At 38.3% G+C, this 19,349-nt stretch carries 13 protein-coding genes, 2 tRNA genes and 3 rRNA genes; 13 read left to right on the top strand and 5 right to left on the bottom strand.

Annotated features, from left to right (window positions below):
* The first annotated feature begins 4 nt into the window (after positions 1-4).
* Positions 5-802 carry a DUF2797 domain-containing protein gene (locus ACKTTZ_RS07505; RefSeq protein ID WP_034693849.1) on the top strand — a complete coding sequence of 266 codons (798 nt, stop codon included), beginning with the start codon at positions 5-7 and terminating at the stop codon, positions 800-802.
* Between the two features lie 34 nt (positions 803-836).
* Complete coding sequence (locus ACKTTZ_RS07500) at positions 837-3,488, top strand: hypothetical protein (RefSeq protein ID WP_407848144.1); 2,652 nt, start codon at positions 837-839, stop codon at positions 3,486-3,488.
* Between the two features lie 108 nt (positions 3,489-3,596).
* On the opposite strand, the gene ACKTTZ_RS07495 is transcribed toward ACKTTZ_RS07500, so the two are convergent.
* Positions 3,597-3,947 carry a hypothetical protein gene (locus tag ACKTTZ_RS07495; protein WP_034693840.1) on the bottom strand — a complete coding sequence of 117 codons (351 nt, stop codon included), beginning with the start codon at positions 3,945-3,947 and terminating at the stop codon, positions 3,597-3,599.
* A 175-nt stretch (positions 3,948-4,122) separates the two neighbouring features.
* Between ACKTTZ_RS07495 and ACKTTZ_RS07490 the strand changes: the two genes are divergently transcribed.
* From ACKTTZ_RS07490 to rrf, 7 genes are all read left to right on the top strand, one after another.
* Positions 4,123-4,317: a hypothetical protein gene (locus tag ACKTTZ_RS07490; RefSeq protein ID WP_034693837.1), complete on the top strand. Its 195-nt coding sequence runs from the start codon at positions 4,123-4,125 to the stop codon at positions 4,315-4,317.
* 123 nt (positions 4,318-4,440) lie between these two features.
* Positions 4,441-5,487, top strand: a complete 1,047-nt coding sequence (locus tag ACKTTZ_RS07485) for a PA0069 family radical SAM protein (protein ID WP_034693834.1) — start codon at positions 4,441-4,443, stop codon at positions 5,485-5,487.
* Between the two features lie 1,440 nt (positions 5,488-6,927).
* Positions 6,928-8,444, top strand: a 16S ribosomal RNA gene (locus ACKTTZ_RS07480).
* Positions 8,445-8,655: 211 nt separating this feature from the next.
* Positions 8,656-8,729, top strand: a tRNA-Ile gene (locus ACKTTZ_RS07475).
* An 85-nt stretch (positions 8,730-8,814) separates the two neighbouring features.
* A tRNA-Ala gene (locus ACKTTZ_RS07470) sits at positions 8,815-8,888 on the top strand.
* A gap of 153 nt (positions 8,889-9,041) precedes the next feature.
* Positions 9,042-11,798: ribosomal RNA gene (locus tag ACKTTZ_RS07465) — 23S ribosomal RNA — on the top strand.
* Positions 11,799-11,953: 155 nt separating this feature from the next.
* Positions 11,954-12,061: ribosomal RNA gene (rrf, locus tag ACKTTZ_RS07460) — 5S ribosomal RNA — on the top strand.
* Together the 16S, 23S and 5S rRNA genes with 2 tRNA genes alongside form the textbook arrangement of a ribosomal RNA operon.
* Before the next feature lie 716 nt (positions 12,062-12,777).
* Here rrf and ACKTTZ_RS07455 read toward each other — a convergent pair.
* The gene (locus tag ACKTTZ_RS07455) at positions 12,778-12,939 is read right to left on the bottom strand and encodes a bacteriocin-like protein (RefSeq protein ID WP_185103632.1); all 162 of its coding nucleotides are present in this window, start codon (positions 12,937-12,939) and stop codon (positions 12,778-12,780) included.
* Between the two features lie 223 nt (positions 12,940-13,162).
* Here ACKTTZ_RS07455 and ACKTTZ_RS07450 point away from each other — a divergent pair, with 223 nt between their 5' ends.
* Entirely contained in the window at positions 13,163-13,432 is a 270-nt protein-coding gene (locus tag ACKTTZ_RS07450; RefSeq protein ID WP_034692794.1) for a bacteriocin-like protein, read from the top strand.
* A gap of 45 nt (positions 13,433-13,477) precedes the next feature.
* Here the strand turns inward: ACKTTZ_RS07450 and ACKTTZ_RS07445 are convergent, their stop codons facing one another.
* Positions 13,478-14,428, bottom strand: coding sequence for an isopenicillin N synthase family oxygenase (locus ACKTTZ_RS07445; RefSeq protein WP_253317777.1), 951 nt, complete (start codon positions 14,426-14,428; stop codon positions 13,478-13,480).
* Between the two features lie 84 nt (positions 14,429-14,512).
* Between ACKTTZ_RS07445 and menD the strand changes: the two genes are divergently transcribed.
* On the top strand, positions 14,513-16,183 hold the full coding sequence (gene menD, locus ACKTTZ_RS07440) for a 2-succinyl-5-enolpyruvyl-6-hydroxy-3-cyclohexene-1-carboxylic-acid synthase (RefSeq protein ID WP_034692790.1): 1,671 nt from the start codon (positions 14,513-14,515) through the stop codon (positions 16,181-16,183).
* Positions 16,184-16,185: 2 nt separating this feature from the next.
* Here menD and ACKTTZ_RS07435 read toward each other — a convergent pair whose 3' ends face one another.
* Both ACKTTZ_RS07435 and ACKTTZ_RS07430 read right to left on the bottom strand, forming a co-directional pair.
* Complete coding sequence (locus ACKTTZ_RS07435) at positions 16,186-16,812, bottom strand: aminotransferase class IV (RefSeq protein WP_034692787.1); 627 nt, start codon at positions 16,810-16,812, stop codon at positions 16,186-16,188.
* Entirely contained in the window at positions 16,796-17,773 is a 978-nt protein-coding gene (locus ACKTTZ_RS07430; protein WP_253317779.1) for an aminodeoxychorismate synthase component I, read from the bottom strand. Before ACKTTZ_RS07430 ends, ACKTTZ_RS07435 begins: the two co-directional genes overlap by 17 nt.
* Before the next feature lie 45 nt (positions 17,774-17,818).
* Here ACKTTZ_RS07430 and ACKTTZ_RS07425 point away from each other — a divergent pair, with 45 nt between their 5' ends.
* Complete coding sequence (locus ACKTTZ_RS07425) at positions 17,819-18,544, top strand: hypothetical protein (protein ID WP_253317780.1); 726 nt, start codon at positions 17,819-17,821, stop codon at positions 18,542-18,544.
* Positions 18,545-18,617: 73 nt separating this feature from the next.
* Positions 18,618-19,346: a beta-carotene 15,15'-monooxygenase gene (locus tag ACKTTZ_RS07420; protein WP_034692782.1), complete on the top strand. Its 729-nt coding sequence runs from the start codon at positions 18,618-18,620 to the stop codon at positions 19,344-19,346.
* Positions 19,347-19,349 lie beyond the last annotated feature (3 nt).

Below are 19,349 nucleotides of genomic sequence, written 5' to 3'. Positions count from 1 at the left end.
TAATATGCAGTTTCAAGGGCAAATTTTAAAGATGACAAGCGTCGATGCTAAGCCAATCCAATACTACCTCAATCTTTCTGGAGATCTGATCCATATGAATGAGCTGTTTGGAAAGGAGTTAAGCATCAAACATACCGGATTTCAATGTGTAAATTGCGGACTGAATAAGCCTATTTACAGAATGGGATTCTGCAAAAGCTGCTTTTTTGAAAGCCCATATGCCAGTGATACCATTATTCGGCCTGAACTTTCTACAGCGCATTTAGGAGTTGCAGAACGTGATCTTGAGGTGGAAAAACAAATTCAGCTGCAACCACACACGGTTTATCTGGCTTACACCGGAGATGTAAAAGTAGGAGTGACCAGAAATACGCAGATTCCTACAAGATGGATTGATCAGGGTGCGACTTTTGCATTGCCTATTGCAAGAACAGAAAATCGTTATGAAGCAGGAATGATAGAGGTGGCTTTAAAAGAACACCTAGCAGATAAAACAAATTGGAGAAAGATGCTGCAGGACGATTTTGAAGGAGAAGTAGATCTTGCTGATTTCAGACAAAAAATAAAAGAATATTTTCCTGAAGACTTCCAGAAATTTTATAGAGAAGGAGAAGAACTGTGGATGTTTGACTATCCTTTTGAAAAACCGGAAAAAGTTTCATCATTTACATTAGATAAAAAACCTGAGTTTACAGGAAAACTTACTGGAATTAAAGGTCAGTATCTTGGATTTGAAGGAGGAAATTTTATCAATGTAAGAGGGCATGAAGGGTATGTAATAGAACTGGAAATAAAGAACTGATCTATATAATAGGAAAAGAATCAAATCACAAAATATGAAAAAATGGGTTAAAAGGCTATTAATAAGTTTCGGAATCCTGGCAGGAATTCTTCTTGCTGCGAATTTCGGACTGAATCTATGGCTCAAAACCCAACTTCCGGAATACATCAAAAAAAATACAAACTATAAAGTTTCTTACAAAACGCTGGATGTTGATCTGGGAACAGGAAATATCTTTGCAACAGGAATCACGGTAAACAGTAAAGATCCGCAAAATACAGACGTTATCGGCCTGCAGGGAACTATTGATACCTTGAAGATAAGCCGTTTTGGAATATATGATGCTCTTTTTAATAAAAGAATCAGCTCGTCAGATCTGTTGCTGGCAAAACCTGTTTTAAACATCATTCTTGCAAAACCTATTGATCGTAAAACCGGAAAGAAAAGGAATCCGGTTTCATTTGAAAATATAAGGATCAACGAAGGTAAAATTGCTGTTTTCAGGCATACAAAGCAGAAATTTCTATCCGTACAACAACTGGATTTGTTTGTAGAAAATTTACAGATGACGGAAGAGTCTGTAGAAAATAAATTACCCGTCGTTTTTGACAAATACAGCATCAAAGGAGAAAAATTCTTTCTTCGTCCGGATGAAACATATGCTATTACCATCGGTAGTATAAATACAACTAATGGGCAAATGGCTGTTGAGAATTTCAGGCTGACTCCGTTGCTCTCTTTTGCTCAGTTTAAAAAGTTTTATCCTAAAAAGGCTCAGTTATTTGAATTTTCCGTTCCCAAAATGGATTTTACGGAGGTCATTTTAAATAAAAACAAAGTTTCACTTACGAATGCAGACTTCCAGAATCCTGCTCTGAAAGTCTATAACACAGGAGTAAAAGCTAAAAAAGCTGAAAAGAAATCAAATTTTGAAGTTGATTTAAAAAATATAAAGCTGAATAATGCCATAGTAAAGGTCACAAAGCCGGATGGAAATAATCTTCTGTCAGTCGGGAATCTTACTGTAAATATCAATCAGCTGATGTTTAATAAAGAAACTTCTGAACAGGTTATTCCTATAGGATACAAAGATTTTACCATTGCAGGAAGGAATATTGAATACTCCAACACTCAGAATATTACAGTAAGAAGTTTAGGGTTGAAGCCAACAAATGGGGAAATCTGGGATGTTGTATTGACACCAGGCCATCCTGCAACAGGAAAAGCAGCGGCAGAGTTAAAAACAAATCATATTGCTTTTAATATCAATAAACTGGAATTCGTTGATAAAAAACTAAATGTTGATCTTAAAGATCTTCTCGTAGAAAATGTAAACGGAACTTTTAAAGCAGGTGAAAAAACAACTAATAAATCTGCCGGACCAGGGATTATTAATTCCATTATCATAAGAAAAACATCCTTAAAAAACTCAAACATTACGTATGATAAAGGAAAACAGCCTTTGACTTTCCATGATCTTAATGCAACGGTAAATAATATTGAGTTATCACCTAAACCCAATCAGACAGGGTTGTCCTTCAAAGTAAAAGATTATTATATCACTACCAGAAACCTGGCTTATAAAACACAGTTTTACAATATGAGCCTTGGGCTTATTAAACTGAATAAAAATAAGGTACAGATTAACAATTTTGCCATGAAGCCTCTCGTTTCAAGAGCACAATTTATCAAAATGATACCCGTTGAGAGAGATCTGTATGATTTAAAAGCCGGACAAATTACTGCAAAAGGAGAGTGGGATCTGTTTTCTCACAACAAAATGGTTAACGCCTCCCAGGTAGACATTGAGTCTGCAAATGCCAATATTTTCAGAAGTAAAATTCCCAAGGACGATCCGAAAATAAAAGCATTATATTCTAAAATGCTGCGTTCTATTAAAATTCCAATGACAATTCATAATCTTGATCTCAAAAATTCTGTTCTGGTATACGAAGAAGATACTCCGGAAAGTATGGGACCCGGAAAACTGACCTTCAGTAATTTTAATATGAACGTTAAAAATCTGAACTCTGCTAAAATAAAAGGAAAACCCACAAAAGTGGACATTAAAATTAATTGTTCTTTCATGAATCTTTCCCCGCTTTCTGTGAACTGGAACTTTGATGTAGCCGATCAGAATGATAAATTTGCAATCTCCGGGAAAACGACCAATCTTCCCGCAAGTGGAATCAATCCCTTTATCAGACCTTATCTTCATGTGACCGCTACTGCAGGAACTATTCAGGAAATGCTTTTTAGCTTCAAAGGAAACCCTGCCGGATTACACGGAACTTTTAATCTTAAACATAAAGACTTAAAAATTGCAGTATTAAATAAGAATAACCATGAGAAAAAAGGGTTTCTAACAGCCGTTGCTAATGTTTTTCTGAAATCAAACTCAGGAAATTTCCCTGACGCAGTTACAGTAGAAAATGTAGAACGTGATCCTACAAAGTCTTTCTTTAATCTTTTCTGGAGAGGAATTGAACAGGGATTAAAGAAAACCCTTATTGGTAAAAATGTAGAAAAGACGGAGAAAAAGGTGAAGGAGGCAGTTTCTTCTGTGAAAGATATGAAGCAGTCGGTAAAAGAAATAAAACAGGAAATAAAAAATAAAAAAGAAACTCCCCAGCCGGAAGAAGAGAAAAAAGAAAAGAAAGGTTTTCTGAATAATATATTCAAGAAAAAAGAAAAGACCGAAGAATAATTCTTTAAACCATTACGTCTGCTTATTCATTACCATTTATATAAAGAAGGCAATGTTTTAATAAAAACGAACTTAATGGTTTAAAAAATCAATATAAGAGAGATTTAATTAAAAATTGAATTCATCACTTTCCAAAATAGGAATATCCCTTAAAAACTTATCGAACTCTTCACCTGGATAATTGCTGTCTGCCCCGTAAGAATCTATAATCATTCCTCGGTTTCCTGCATTATCCTTTACCACATAAAGTACTGCATTATCATCTGGATTGCTGTCTCCTTCGAAACGATATGTTTTTAAAATGACCAACTCAGCAGGCTGATAAATTCTGTCTGAATTCTCAAACTTCATTTCACAATTTTCATTCATCCTGAATTCCCTTTGTATTCCTCTTTCAGAAAGCGTTTTCATAACTTCGCTTAAAGTTGTCATTCTATCAAAATTCTCTGAATTTTCCATAATAATATTTTTATTTTTAAGTACAATAATTAAACCATTGCAACTTCTAAATATAAGAAAAATAGCAGATTGTAATTTTCCTAAAAATAAAGTTTAATGTTAACAAAATTTATAATTTGAAAAAATAAAATAGGTATGCTTTTTGCAATGGTATCAATAATAAATCAAAGAAAATATGAAAAAAGAAGTTGGAGTTTTACTGGCAGGGGGAGTTGGTCTTTTGGCAGTATTAAGTTTAATTAGCATTAAAAAAATTTTGACAAAAAAAGATAAAAAATATAGTGATTCCTATTCGGACTATCACAGACACTTTGATGAAAAGAACCACGACGACGAAACACACGGAGTGGAATTTTACGCAGTGAAGTAGTAAAAAAATATATTTAATTATGTTTAAATCCAACGCTTTTGAAAGTGTTGGATTTTTTTTGTGGAAAACTTTAATGTTAAAACTCATTATTTTATAAAAATTCCATTCTAATTTTACATCAGAATGCAAAACGAAAATTTCATAAAAGGTCAGGGAGCTCAGCGAAACGTTGTTAATCGTTTCGACAGGTATACCTATGAGCCTGAAGATGAAGATTTCGAGACTGTGAAGACCTCTTTCACGGAAGTATTTCCCAAAACCATTGTCAATCAGGTTAAAAGCGAAGATCTTCCAATGGAATATTCCATGAATCCTTATCAGGGATGTGAACACGGCTGCTCTTACTGCTTTGCAAGACCTACCCACGAATATTGGGGCTATAGTGCCGGGATCGACTTTGAAAGAAAAATCATGGTTAAGAAAAATGCTCCTGAATTACTGGAGAAATTTTTTCAAAAAAGAGGCTATAAAGCCGCCCCGATTCTTTTGTCCGGAAATACCGACTGCTATCAGCCGGCCGAAAGACAATTTGAAATTACCAGAAAATTACTGCAGCTCTGTCTTGATTACAGACATCCGGTCAATATTCTGACAAAAAATGCTCTGGTGCTGAGAGATCTCGATATTTTAAAACCAATGGCAGAACAGAATCTGGTATCTGTTTCTCTAAGCATCCCAACAATCAATGAAGAACTGAGACGAAAGATGGAGCCGAGAACAAGCTCAGCAAAAAATAAATTAAAAGCAGTTGAAATTCTTTCTGAAAACAATATTCCCGTACATGTAATGGTAGCGCCCATTATCCCAGGGCTCAATAGTGATGAACCTTTAAATATATTGAAAGCTATTTCGGATGCCGGTGCTTTGGGATTCGGATATACCCTCGTAAGGCTAAATGATACCGTTGAGCCGGTTTTTGTGAACTGGATTGAGACTCATTTTCCGGACAGGGCACAAAAAGTTTTAAATCTTATCCGCTCCATGAGAGGTGGAAAACTTGGCGATAAAAGATATTTTGAAAGACAAAGAGGAGAGGGAAATATTGCAGAAATGATTCACACCACCTTTAAGATTGGTAAAAAGAAGTTTTTTGAAGGTAAAGAATTTCCAAGGCTTTCAACATCTAACTTTACCGGAACTCGCGATCAGCAGCTTAGATTGTTTGATTAAGCTTATCTTATATATAGTATAATCTTGTTGCCATTTCTTCAAACTCTATTGCACTCAAACCCTCAAACCCTCAAACTCTCAAACTCTCGAACTTTCTCAGGAGCTTCATCCTGCTATCCATTCATACTCCTCGCGCCAGCGCTCTCCCACGCTGTCACCCTGAGCGAAGCCGAAGGGTCTCCCACACCCAAACCCACCCACCCTCCAACCCAAGCTGCGGGGTAACCATTACTATCAGGGCTAGGGGAGGGGGAATTATAAATGAGAATTATGAATTATGAATGATGAATTATGAATGATGAATGATGAATGATGAATGATGAGGTTCGGGTTATTGTGTTACGAGTTTCGGGTTCCCGGTAGAAAAGGAACATTTGTATTGAATTCTCATCTTGCTGATTTCTATGGAAACTGTTTAGAGAGTATAAATATCTATTCCCCTTGTGTCATTGCGCAGGAATCCCAACTTCTTTACGAGAGTTTTAATAAAGGAAAGTAAAATGACCGTATAATGTCTAAGGCATTTTATCAGTTAGTATTAGCTAGTGTCATGCTGAGCAGAGTCGAAGCATTTTAATTAATTACGGGTATAGGAGTTACATCTTATTACTCTATATTATTATATATACTATAAAAGCAAAAATCTTCTCTGTGTCAATCTGTGTCATCTGTGGTTCATTATAACTATTCAATAGGAACGGGCTTTAGCCCGTTTAGTAAAAAATAACTCCTTAAGCCGGCTTTAGCCAAAACTTATATATAGGCTATTAATTTAAAAAAGCTATTCTATATAATTATATACCTATTATTTTGATCCCTCCACACCCCAAAACCCCGCCTCCCGCCCCCCGAACCATCTCTCTCAAACCCTCCAACTCTCCCACACTCCCACGTTCTCCCCCGATCCTCCAAACAAATGTTTAAAATTTTTCTCCCTGCCTTCCAGTAGATTAGGGTAAAATCTCGTTTCAATATGAAATTTAAGTTAAATAAAGTTGCGTAGTGTATGGGAAGTTTCTATCTTTGCCCCACTGAAAAACGAAAGACATTCAGTAGCGCAGAAGAGCCTTTAGATGGGCAGAAACAAAGAAATACTTCATAAGATAAGGACGAAAAAAAAACTTTAATTTTTTTATAAAAAAAGTTGTCAGTTAAAAAATAGTTATTATCTTTGCAGTCCCAATTAGAGGGAGCGCAGGAGTAGAGAGATTGAAGGTTTAGGAAGAATTAAGGTTACTTAAAAAACTTTAAAATTTTCTTCAAAAACATTTGGTCAATTCAAAATAAAGTTTTACTTTTGCACTCGCAAATACGGAGCAACACTGACAGAAAGATTGCTACGTTAAAAAGCGAAAGATATAAAGATCATTGACATACAATATAACAACCAAGTAAGGAAAAACTAAAGCGTTAAAAACTTTGAGTGAGTCAGACAAACATACAATGGAGAGTTTGATCCTGGCTCAGGATGAACGCTAGCGGGAGGCCTAACACATGCAAGCCGAGCGGTAGAGATTCTTCGGGATCTTGAGAGCGGCGTACGGGTGCGGAACACGTGTGCAACCTGCCTTTATCAGGGGGATAGCCTTTCGAAAGGAAGATTAATACCCCATAATATATTGAATGGCATCATTTGATATTGAAAACTCCGGTGGATAGAGATGGGCACGCGCAAGATTAGATAGTTGGTGAGGTAACGGCTCACCAAGTCTACGATCTTTAGGGGGCCTGAGAGGGTGATCCCCCACACTGGTACTGAGACACGGACCAGACTCCTACGGGAGGCAGCAGTGAGGAATATTGGACAATGGGTGCGAGCCTGATCCAGCCATCCCGCGTGAAGGACGACGGCCCTATGGGTTGTAAACTTCTTTTGTATAGGGATAAACCTAGATACGTGTATCTAGCTGAAGGTACTATACGAATAAGCACCGGCTAACTCCGTGCCAGCAGCCGCGGTAATACGGAGGGTGCAAGCGTTATCCGGATTTATTGGGTTTAAAGGGTCCGTAGGCGGATTTGTAAGTCAGTGGTGAAATCTCACAGCTTAACTGTGAAACTGCCATTGATACTGCAAGTCTTGAGTGTTGTTGAAGTAGCTGGAATAAGTAGTGTAGCGGTGAAATGCATAGATATTACTTAGAACACCAATTGCGAAGGCAGGTTACTAAGCAACAACTGACGCTGATGGACGAAAGCGTGGGGAGCGAACAGGATTAGATACCCTGGTAGTCCACGCCGTAAACGATGCTAACTCGTTTTTGGAGCGCAAGCTTCAGAGACTAAGCGAAAGTGATAAGTTAGCCACCTGGGGAGTACGAACGCAAGTTTGAAACTCAAAGGAATTGACGGGGGCCCGCACAAGCGGTGGATTATGTGGTTTAATTCGATGATACGCGAGGAACCTTACCAAGGCTTAAATGGGAAATGACAGGTTTAGAAATAGACTTTTCTTCGGACATTTTTCAAGGTGCTGCATGGTTGTCGTCAGCTCGTGCCGTGAGGTGTTAGGTTAAGTCCTGCAACGAGCGCAACCCCTGTCACTAGTTGCCATCATTAAGTTGGGGACTCTAGTGAGACTGCCTACGCAAGTAGAGAGGAAGGTGGGGATGACGTCAAATCATCACGGCCCTTACGCCTTGGGCCACACACGTAATACAATGGCCGGTACAGAGGGCAGCTACACTGCGAAGTGATGCAAATCTCGAAAGCCGGTCTCAGTTCGGATTGGAGTCTGCAACTCGACTCTATGAAGCTGGAATCGCTAGTAATCGCGCATCAGCCATGGCGCGGTGAATACGTTCCCGGGCCTTGTACACACCGCCCGTCAAGCCATGGAAGTCTGGGGTACCTGAAGTCGGTGACCGTAACAGGAGCTGCCTAGGGTAAAACAGGTAACTAGGGCTAAGTCGTAACAAGGTAGCCGTACCGGAAGGTGCGGCTGGAACATCTCATTTTAGAGCGTCTTAAGACGTTAAACAAAATCAGTATCGTAAGATACAATATACTTACTTAAAGCAATAGCTTTAGTTTTTTGTTTGGTTGCTATATAAAAATACAAAACCCACTAGAAATTAGTATAGGGAAAGAGATTTAGAAAAGAAGTTAGAAATTAGAAGTTAGAGATTAGTCTAACATCTAGTATCTAAAATCTAACATCTAAAACAAAGTCTCGTAGCTCAGCTGGTTAGAGCGCTACACTGATAATGTAGAGGTCGGCAGTTCGAGCCTGCCCGAGACTACTAATTAAAATAGAGGTTAGAATCTAGAAATTAGAAGTTAGTTTTTACTAATCTCTAACTTCTAACTACTAACATCTAAACTAGCGGGGAATTAGCTCAGCTGGCTAGAGCGCCTGCCTTGCACGCAGGAGGTCAAGGGTTCGACTCCCTTATTCTCCACAGTTTTGGAAGACTGATTTAAAAGTTACGAATGGAGCCAAAAACAACATTTGTTCATCAGTTTGAAAGAAAGAAATTAAGATCATTGACATTAACGGTAAAGACATCACAAAGAGAAAACCGAGCGCATAAAGCGCTTGAGTAACCAATAGGAAAGAAATCGTTAAGGGCGTATGGCGGATGCCTAGGCTTTCAGAGGCGACGAAGGACGTGGTAAGCTGCGAAAAGCTGCGGGGATTGGCACACACGAATTGATCCGCAGATATCCGAATGGGGCAACCCGGCATATTGAAGATATGTCACCTCGTAAGAGGAGCAAACCCGGAGAACTGAAACATCTAAGTACCCGGAGGAAAAGAAATCGAAGAGATTCCGTAAGTAGTGGCGAGCGAAAGCGGATTAGCCCAAAAGTCTTTTTATGTTTAGAGGAATGTTCTGGAAAGAACAATCGTAGAAGGTGATAATCCTGTACTCGAAAGGCATATTAAGATGATAAATGAGTAGGGCGGGACACGTGAAATCCTGTCTGAATATGGGGGGACCATCCTCCAAGGCTAAATACTCCTGAAAGACCGATAGTGAACAAGTACTGTGAAGGAAAGGTGAAAAGCACTTCGAATAGAAGGGTGAAATAGAACCTGAAACCGTACGCCTACAAGCGGTCGGAGCAGCATAAAGCTGTGACGGCGTGCCTTTTGCATAATGAGCCTACGAGTTAATTTTACTAGCGAGGTTAAGGTATTAAGTACCGGAGCCGGAGCGAAAGCGAGTCTGAATAGGGCGCATAGTTAGTAGGATTAGACGCGAAACCTTGTGATCTACCCATGGGCAGGTTGAAGCTCTGGTAACACAGAGTGGAGGACCGAACCGGTTGACGTTGAAAAGTCTTCGGATGACCTGTGGGTAGGGGTGAAAGGCCAATCAAACTGGGAGATAGCTCGTACTCTCCGAAATGCATTTAGGTGCAGCGTCGTATATAAGTTTATTAGAGGTAGAGCTACTGATTGGATGCGGGGGTTTCATCGCCTACCAATTCCTGACAAACTCCGAATGCTAATAAATGTTCTACGGCAGTGAGGGCATGGGTGCTAAGGTCCATGTCCGAGAGGGAAAGAACCCAGACCAACAGCTAAGGTCCCAAAATATATGTTAAGTTGAAACAACGCGGTTGGACTGCATTGACAGCTAGGATGTTGGCTTGGAAGCAGCCATTCATTTAAAGAGTGCGTAACAGCTCACTAGTCGAGCGGTCCGGCATGGATAATAATCGGGCATAAACATATTACCGAAGCTATGGATTTATATTTTAGATATATCTGGTAGGAGAGCATTCTATTTGCGCCGAAGCAGTACTGTGAGGTATTGTGGAGCGGATAGAAAAGAAAATGTAGGCATAAGTAACGATAAAGCAGGCGAGAAACCTGCTCACCGAAAGACCAAGGCTTCCTCAGCCATGCTAATCAGCTGAGGGTTAGTCGGGACCTAACGCGAACCCGAAAGGGGTAGTGGATGGACAATGGGTTAATATTCCCATACTTGCTCACAATAAAAGGGGACGGTTGGATGTAGCTGCTGGAGACTGACGGAATAGTCAAGGCCTAGCCTTCGGGCGAAGCTGCTGTAGTGTAATCTGATCCAAGAAAAGCCGAAGTGAAGCAACCCGTACCAAAACCGACACAGGTGGTCGAGGAGAGAATCCTAAGGTGCTCGAGTGAGTCGTGGCTAAGGAACTAGGCAAAATAGTCTCGTAACTTCGGAAGAAGAGACGCCAACAGCAATGTTGGCCGCAGTGAAGAGGCCCAGGCGACTGTTTATCAAAAACACAGGACTCTGCTAAATCGAAAGATGCTGTATAGGGTCTGACACCTGCCCGGTGCTGGAAGGTTAAGGAAGGTGCTTAGAGTTAAATCGAAGGCATTAACTGAAGCCCCAGTAAACGGCGGCCGTAACTATAACGGTCCTAAGGTAGCGAAATTCCTTGTCGGGTAAGTTCCGACCTGCACGAATGGTGTAACGATCTGGGCACTGTCTCAGCCACGAGCTCGGTGAAATTGTAGTATCGGTGAAGATGCCGATTACCCGCAATGGGACGAAAAGACCCTGTGAACCTTTACTATAACTTCGTATTGACTTTGAGTAAGTAATGTGTAGGATAGGTGGGAGGCTTTGAAGCAGGCACGCTAGTGTTTGTGGAGCCAACGTTGAAATACCACCCTTTACTTACTTGGAGCCTAACTTCTTTTAGAAGGACATTGCGTGGTGGGTAGTTTGACTGGGGTGGTCGCCTCCAAAAGAGTAACGGAGGCTTTCAAAGGTACCCTCAGCACGCTTGGTAACCGTGCGTAGAGTGTAATGGCATAAGGGTGCTTGACTGTGAGACCTACAAGTCGATCAGGTGCGAAAGCAGGACATAGTGATCCGGTGGTTCCGTATGGAAGGGCCATCGCTCATAGGATAAAAGGTACTCCGGGGATAACAGGCTAGTCTCCCCCAAGAGCTCACATCGACGGGGAGGTTCGGCACCTCGATGTCGGCTCGTCACATCCTGGGGCTGGAGAAGGTCCCAAGGGTTGGGCTGTTCGCCCATTAAAGTGGCACGCGAGCTGGGTTCAGAACGTCGTGAGACAGTTCGGTCTCTATCTATTGCGGGCGTTAGATGTTTGAGAGGGCTTGATTCTAGTACGAGAGGACCGAATTGAACAAACCTCTGGTGTATCAGTTGTACCGCCAGGTGCACCGCTGAGTAGCTACGTTTGGAAGAGATAAGCACTGAAAGCATATAAGTGCGAAACTCGCCTCAAGATGAGACATCTTTTAAGGGTCGTTGTAGATGACGACGTTGATAGGCTATAGGTGTAAAGACAGTAATGTCATAGCCAAGTAGTACTAATTACCCGTAGATTTATAGTCTATGGTTACTAATAAACCAAGTGCTTTATGCGCAGTGAAGGTTTTGTCTTTGTGAAAGTTTTTATCGCTTAAAACAGGTAGCAGATGGTAGCTATCAGGAAGCAGGTACAACCTGCAACCTATTACCTACATCCAGCAACCTTATATACAACCTTTAGGGTGGTTTTAGCGGTGGGGCTCACCTGTTCCCATTCCGAACACAGAAGTTAAGCCCACCAGCGCCGATGGTACTGCTAACGCGGGAGAGTAGGCCGCCGCCAGTTTTTATTTTATTTTTAAAAAACCTTTATCATTACGATAAAGGTTTTTTTGTTATATACATACACCAACAAAGCTACACCAACCCAACAAAGACATAAGTAATGAGTAATAAGCAATGAGTAATAGATGCGACGTAATAAACTAACCAGCTCATATCTCCTTTATCTTCCTTCCTCCTGCTTCAAGCTTCCTGCTTCCAGCCCTCTGTTTTTCCATTCTTTATCCAACAATGGGTCTTTACCTTCAATACTATTCTTTATTCCAACCGAATCCTGTCACTCCGTAGGAGTCTAAATAAAGCTCTTTCGTGGAATTAAAATAACAGAAATATAATTTCTTCTTATTAAAATGCTTCGACTCCGCTCAGCATGACACTGCTAATACTAATTGCTAAAAAACTTAGACATTCTCTTGTTATCTTACATTCTTTAAACCTCTCATACATGAACCTTGATTCTTACGGAATCATCTAATTGGAATAAAGGTGTATCCTCACACTTGCAACTCTGACGTCTAATCTCTGTAACTCGAACCCCGTACCCCGGAAATTATGCCCTCTATCATTTTAAGCTCATAATTAGCTTATCATATATAAAACTTATACTTTGTTTATTAAAAGTATTTAAGCTCCGGAATCCATGTTATTTTAAGTCAAAAGAAATAAAAAAACCGCTTCTCTATAGAAACGGTTCTTATTGGTTACATTTTGATTGTAATCTTACATATCACTGTTCGTGTCCGGGCATTTGAAATCATCGCTGCAGGTTGCACAAACAATGGTTCCATTGCAATAATACATGCAGAAATCTGTTTCTGGAAGGTTAGCACCTCCTGCAATGTTTTTTAATTGGTCTTTTTTTAGTTTTTTTAGATTTTTCATATTGTTTTAATTGAAAATTTGTAAGTAAAGTAAAAATAGTTAAAATATTTTTAATTAATAATGTTTATTTCATTAAAATAAAAAATTAATATAATAAACAGTTTTGAGAGCTATATAATCAATGGTTTTTATCTAAATGTTTGATTGCTAATAAAATAAATACTATTTTTAAGCTAGCGTTATCCGAAAAGCTTATAGAGTAGGAAAAATTAAAACTATAACTATGAAAAATCTAAAAAAACTTTCAAGAGACGACAAGAGAAGTATTGTTGCGGGGGTCAATTTTCCAGCCTATTGCTTAGAAGGCGGTGGACCGGGAGAAGGAGGCTGTTCTGCAGGACAAATCTGCTCAGGGGGAAAATGTGTTCCTTACGAAAATCCTGGTGGAGGAGAAAATCCTGGTGGTGGTGGAGATACATACACCTGCATCTGTCCGTGGGGTACTTTTACACAACCTACACCATGTCCTGAATTTTATTGTATAACAGGATAGTATAATGAAAACGGCTGTCTCAAATCAGAGGCAGCCGTTTCTTTTTTATTTTTTAATCAATCCCAGTTCGATCAATCTTTCATGCAGGAATTCTCCGGCAGTAGTATCTTCGTATAATTTTGGATTGTTTTCATCTATACAGTTTTCAAGTGCATTTAAAGACATTGCACTGACAGGATGCATAAAGAAAGGAATTGAATATCTTGAAGTACTCCACATTTCTCTTGGCGGGTTTACCACTCTGTGGATGGTAGATTTCAATTTGTTGTTGGTATGTCTTGAAAGCATATCTCCAACGTTGATCATTAGCTCATCTGGTTCTGCAATGGCATCAATCCATTCTCCGTTGTGGTTTTGAACCTGAAGACCTTTCCCTTGTGCTCCCATTAAAAGAGTGATAAGGTTGATGTCTCCGTGAGCTGCTGCTCTTACCGCATCATCTGGCTCTTCAGTGATTGGAGGGTAGTGAATAGGTCTTAAAATAGAATTTCCTTCTGCGATTTTGTCATCAAAATAAAATTCATCTAAACCAAGGTGTAATGCTAAGGCTCTTAACACATACTGCCCTGTTTTCTCAAGCATTTGGAATGCTTCTTTACCAACTTCGTTGAACTTTGGAAGTTCATCAACGATTACGTTGTCCGGATACTCAGTTCTGTATTTTGAATCATCAGACAGATACTGTCCAAAATGCCAAAATTCTTTTAAGTCTCCTTTTTTGAAACCTTTAGCAGTTTCTTTACCGAATCCTACATAACCTCTCTGGCCCCCAATTCCTGGAATCTCATACTTTTGTTTCGTTTCCACTGGTTGTTCAAAAAAGTTTTTTACCTCTCCATACAAATCATCCACTAGGTTGTCATCAAGAAAGTGGCCTTTTAAGGCTACAAAACCAATTTCTTCATAAGCTTTTCCGATTTCATTTACAAATTTCTGTTTGCGTTCCGGGTTGCCCGAAAGGAAATCACGCAGGTCTACACTAGGTATTTTATCCATTTTTAGAAATTTACGAACAGCAAAATTACATTTTTTTTAAATTAAATGATTTTAAAATCATTATTTATAAGTTAAATTTGCTGTATGAAAAAATATTCTTCTAAGAGAAGTATCCAAATACTTGCACATCTTCTTCAGCAGTACGGAATTGCAGATATCGTAATTTCTCCGGGGTCAAGAAATGCTCCTTTGGCCATCCATTTTTCAGAGGTAGATAGTTTCAACTGTTATAGCATTGTAGACGAAAGAAGTGCTGCTTTCGTGGCAATGGGAATGGCAAAAAGTGAGAAAAAGCCTGCAGCGATTACCTGTACGAGCGGATCAGCGGTAGTTAATTATTATCCGGCAGTTACTGAAGCTTTTTATCAGAATGTACCTCTTTTGATACTAACGGCAGACCGACCGACCGATTTTGTTGATATATTTGATGGGCAGACAATAAGACAGAAGGATGTTTTTCATCAGCATTCTTATGGCGACTTCCAGCTTTTGGAAGACAGCAAGGAAAATGCAGAAGATATTAATTTCGATACCATTAAAAAGGCCATTGAACTTTGTTTTGAGAAGCAAGGCCCGGTGCATATTAATATTCCTTTAGAAGAACCTTTATATGAGCTGGTGTCAGAGCTCCCTACTTTTCCTACTGTGGAAAAGACAATCAAGCATAAAGAATATGAAATTCCATCCAATCTGATTGCAGAATGGCATACTTCACAAAGAATTATGCTGTTGGTAGGAACAAGAGATTACAGTCCGGAACTGGAAAATCAGTTGACTCAATTGGTGAAAAACCATTCTGTGGTAGTATTGAGTGAAGCCAATTCAAATTTACACCATGAGAAGTTCTTCAAACATATAGACCGTTATATTTTCAATTTTACGGAAGAGGATTATAAAACATATGCTCCAGACCTGTTGATTACGATAGGGCAGAATGTGGTTTCCAAAAAGGTAAAGCAATTTCTGAGAAGTGCACGTCCGAAACAGCACTGGCATCTTGATGAAGTATGGCAGCCTGATACTTATTTCTCGCTGACAGAAAAGATAGAAGTGAAACCTGAGGTTTTCTTCTCAAAGCTACTGAAGTTTATTAATCTGGAACCAAGACCTTATTTTAATCTTTGGGATGTTTTAAGGGATAAAAAAGATGCTAAACACGAGCAGTTTCTGAATACAATTGATTTTTCGGATTTTTATTTTTTCAATAAAGCATCACAGACAATTCCTGAAAATTACAATATTCATTTCAGTAATTCATCGGGGATCAGATATGCTCAGTTGTTTGATTTCGGAAAGAGAAAAATGTATTGTAACAGAGGAACAAGTGGTATTGATGGATCTACTTCTACAGCAATGGGATTTGCCATAAAAAATGAAAATCCAACTTTACTGATCACAGGAGATCTGAGTTTCTTCTATGATATCAATGGTCTTTGGAACCAATATATTCCACCATTTGTAAGAATTATGATCTTCAATAATGGTGAAGGAAATATCTTTAAAATCATTCCGGGACCTGGAAATGCCAACCCGAATACATTAGACGAATTTATTGCTACCAAACACCGCAAGAACGCCGAATCTCTGGCGAAACATTTCGGATTTTCCTATATCAGAGTAGAGGATGAGCTTACTCTGGATAGAGTTCTTGAGAATTTCTTCAAACCTGATGCACAGCCAAAAATCCTTGAAGTAAATACTCACGGGAAGAATAGTGCAGATGTACTGAAGTCGTATTTTGAGTTTATGAAATAGATTTAAAGATCAAGATATTCTTCATTCCCCGGCAGATTGATAATTCTGTCGATAGGATAGATAAACATATCATCGAAATCATTCAACGCATTAATGATCTGGAAATGGGTGAATTGCTTTATATTCTGTAAAGTAATCTCCGTTTCTTTGATCTTTTTTTGCTTTAAAAGATGCTGTCTTTGTACTCCGTTCAATAGATAAGTAGAAGGTGTAAACCAATCTTTTCCTTTCAAAAACAAAAGGTTAGAGAAGGAAGTATCGGTGATATGATTGTTTTTAACAATGATAATTTCTTCAGCTTTCGCTTTAGCTTTCATTTTATCCAGTTCTTTACGATCCTCGAACTTGAATGAATAATCAAAGCTGTTATTTTCTACCAGCTTGAAATCCTGTATTTCTGGGATTGCATAAGGAATCATCTGTGTTCTGATTTTTTTGTCAAGGTCATAAGCAATTCTTAACTTGAAAAGACCATCCTCATCATGCTGTAGATTTTTATAGATTTTGGCCAGATCAATAGAGTCTTCCTTCCCGAAATGGGAAAATGTTTGATTGACACGTTTCTGATGTAGATCCAATAGAAAAATCTCCTGATCTTCTACTTTAATACTTTCAATGAATTGGGACATAGATTTTATTTTTCATTTCCTGATACTCGTCTTCTAATTTACTCATGTGCGTTATACCGCCTCCGCTTTTGAAATAAAGTTGGTCTTCTTCTTTTTCTATAAAGCGTATCATTACACAACTGTCTACATTTTGGCCGTCAAACCAGCCGCAAACTCCTGTGTAATATCCTCTGTCATATCCTTCCGCATCCAGAATTATTTCCAGTGTTTTAGGTTTGGGAGCTCCTAAAATAGAGCCCGCAGGAAGAAGTTTCTGCATAATACTTCCTACTTTTCCCTCATATTCAGGTTTTATCATTCCTGAAATTTCAGAACTCATTGCATACAGATCCTTTTGTTGGGTTTTGATAAAGTCAATATGCTGGAATTGGTCCACCTTTACTTCATCAGCTACCATACTCAGATCATTTCGGAGAAGATCTACTACGGTGTAATGTTCTGCCTTCTCCTTTCTGTCATTCTTCAGAATTTCTGCTGCATTTTCAATAGATGCGTCAATTGTTCCTTTCATAGGATAGGTGAAAATTTTTCCGTCGATGATCTTTACAAAAGTTTCAGGAGAAAAAAATACAAAAAAATCTTTATAAAAAACTTTGTACTTAGCATTTGAGTGGTAAAAAATTTCTTCTAAGGTTAAATTGGTCTCTATCTTCGTTTTTCTAGTATAATTTACTAAGTAAGAGTTTCCCAGACGAATATTTTTCTGAACCTTATCAAAACCAATCTGAAAGCTCTCCAATGTTTCAGGAAAGGATTTCCAGACTACTTTTTTGTCCAGTTTATTGGTCTCTTTGGTGTTTGAAAACTCTTGAAAATCAATAATTAAACCTTCTTTTTCAATTTCATGCTCCTGATAGATTTCAACATTCTCCGAAAGAAAGTCGATTACGAAAAAATAGGGAACCTTCTGAAGAGAAAGTTCGTCCATTTCCATAAATTTTTGATGATTCACTGAAAACATTCTGCAAAAGTACTTATTGATGTTTACTTTTGCATAAATTTTTTTATGATGCAGAATAAATATCCTCAGAAACCGGGAATAGATTTTATATTGAAGCAGGCATTTTTTTATTGGAATAAAACACTCGTTTTTCAGTTGATGTTTTCCATTGTCTTTTTTGGAATATTGCTTACCGGAGTGATGCTTTTCGGTGAGAAGTATGATATTTTTTCTTATAATAAAGAATTGCAGGAAGCCTTTATGCAAGGCACTCAGGTTTATCTGAAGAAAATGGAGCAAATAACAGCTACCGAAAATTATCAGATGTTTACATTGGCAATCTGGGGAACGACAGCATTTCTGTACCCCTTGAATCTTGGAATGTTCCAGATCTTCCGAAAGCTTGATCTTAAAGAGAATATTGTATTAGGAGATTTGTTTGCCGGGTACAACGGGCTTAACTTTTTTAAGTATGTGGGATATTTTCTTTTCTGGTTCTTTATTTACAGATTTACCATTCCTACCGTTGTATTAGCAGTAATTTGGGTTGCTGTAACTATCTTTGTTGCTCCATTGATGTTCTTTACCAATAAAAGAATTTTTGAAGCCATTTCCCTGAATTTTAAAGCTCTTAAAATGTATTTCGTTGAAATCATGGTGTGTGTGATCGTAGCTTTTCTATTTAAGTATTTAGGCTTCGCCTTGTTTCTGATAGGTGGACTTTTCACTTTTCCTTTTTGGAATGCCATGATTTACTCACTTTATAAAACTGTCTTTTCGGAGAAAAGTTAAAATTCATTCGTGTTTAATGCGATGTTTTTACTAAAAAAAAGTAAATTTGGTAAAATCATTAAATATTTAAACTATGTCTGAATTTAACGAATTTGATCAGCAAGGCTCTGTACCTAATAGAGATACGGGATCAATTATTTCTCATGCTTTTGAAATGTACAAAGGCGTTTTCGGTTACGGAATTGTAGCCATGATTATTTATCTAATTGGAGGGTCTGTTATTCAGATGCTTACGGGATTTGATTCTGCTTCTATGGTAGAAGAGATGAAATCTTCAGGAGGTGATTTTAATTATTGGAGTGCTCCGGGACTTCCTTTATATATGGGGGCTTCCAGTCTTTTTGGTCTTTTATTATCTCCTTTGTATGTAGGATTGATCTACATGGTAAATAAATACAATACCAAAAGCCCGATTGAATTTTCTGATCTTTTTATCGGATACCGCCAGAATTTTGTAAACATTTTGATTTATAGTCTTCTTGCCTGGATTATTTCGTCAATTGCTCTGGCATTGTGCGTTTTGCCTATCATTTTTGTATATCCTTTCCTTTTAATAGGATATCCGATTCTGTTATTTGAAAATGCTTCAGCTACAGAAGCTTTATCAAAGTCATTCAACATTGCTAAAGAAAACTATGGAACTTTCTTATTGACAGGATTTTTAGGATTTCTGATTTCTATTGCAGGGGTTATTCTTTGTGGTATAGGAGTTATCCTGACAGCTCCGTTTATTATGATTGTAATGTACTCTACTTATTGTGCTTTCTTAGGAAAACCAAGACAAATTATGTACAGCAAATAAAAA

Source organism: Chryseobacterium sp. KCF3-3 (genome assembly GCF_045865955.1).
In the GTDB taxonomy this organism is placed as follows: domain Bacteria; phylum Bacteroidota; class Bacteroidia; order Flavobacteriales; family Weeksellaceae; genus Chryseobacterium.
This window is presented reverse-complemented; position numbering and strand designations above follow the sequence as displayed.

Bases quoted from the DNA above. Each gene is read 5' to 3' on its own strand.
- ACKTTZ_RS07505 (WP_034693849.1), top strand. From the start codon at position 5: ATGCAGTTTCAAGGGCAAATTTTAAAGATGACAAGCGTCGATGCTAAG.
- ACKTTZ_RS07500 (WP_407848144.1), top strand. From the start codon at position 837: ATGAAAAAATGGGTTAAAAGGCTATTAATAAGTTTCGGAATCCTGGCA.
- ACKTTZ_RS07495 (WP_034693840.1), bottom strand. From the start codon at position 3,947: ATGGAAAATTCAGAGAATTTTGATAGAATGACAACTTTAAGCGAAGTT.
- ACKTTZ_RS07490 (WP_034693837.1), top strand. From the start codon at position 4,123: ATGAAAAAAGAAGTTGGAGTTTTACTGGCAGGGGGAGTTGGTCTTTTG.
- ACKTTZ_RS07485 (WP_034693834.1), top strand. From the start codon at position 4,441: ATGCAAAACGAAAATTTCATAAAAGGTCAGGGAGCTCAGCGAAACGTT.
- ACKTTZ_RS07455 (WP_185103632.1), bottom strand. From the start codon at position 12,939: ATGAAAAATCTAAAAAAACTAAAAAAAGACCAATTAAAAAACATTGCA.
- ACKTTZ_RS07450 (WP_034692794.1), top strand. From the start codon at position 13,163: ATGAAAAATCTAAAAAAACTTTCAAGAGACGACAAGAGAAGTATTGTT.
- ACKTTZ_RS07445 (WP_253317777.1), bottom strand. From the start codon at position 14,428: ATGGATAAAATACCTAGTGTAGACCTGCGTGATTTCCTTTCGGGCAAC.
- menD (WP_034692790.1), top strand. From the start codon at position 14,513: ATGAAAAAATATTCTTCTAAGAGAAGTATCCAAATACTTGCACATCTT.
- ACKTTZ_RS07435 (WP_034692787.1), bottom strand. From the start codon at position 16,812: ATGTCCCAATTCATTGAAAGTATTAAAGTAGAAGATCAGGAGATTTTT.
- ACKTTZ_RS07430 (WP_253317779.1), bottom strand. From the start codon at position 17,773: ATGTTTTCAGTGAATCATCAAAAATTTATGGAAATGGACGAACTTTCT.
- ACKTTZ_RS07425 (WP_253317780.1), top strand. From the start codon at position 17,819: ATGATGCAGAATAAATATCCTCAGAAACCGGGAATAGATTTTATATTG.
- ACKTTZ_RS07420 (WP_034692782.1), top strand. From the start codon at position 18,618: ATGTCTGAATTTAACGAATTTGATCAGCAAGGCTCTGTACCTAATAGA.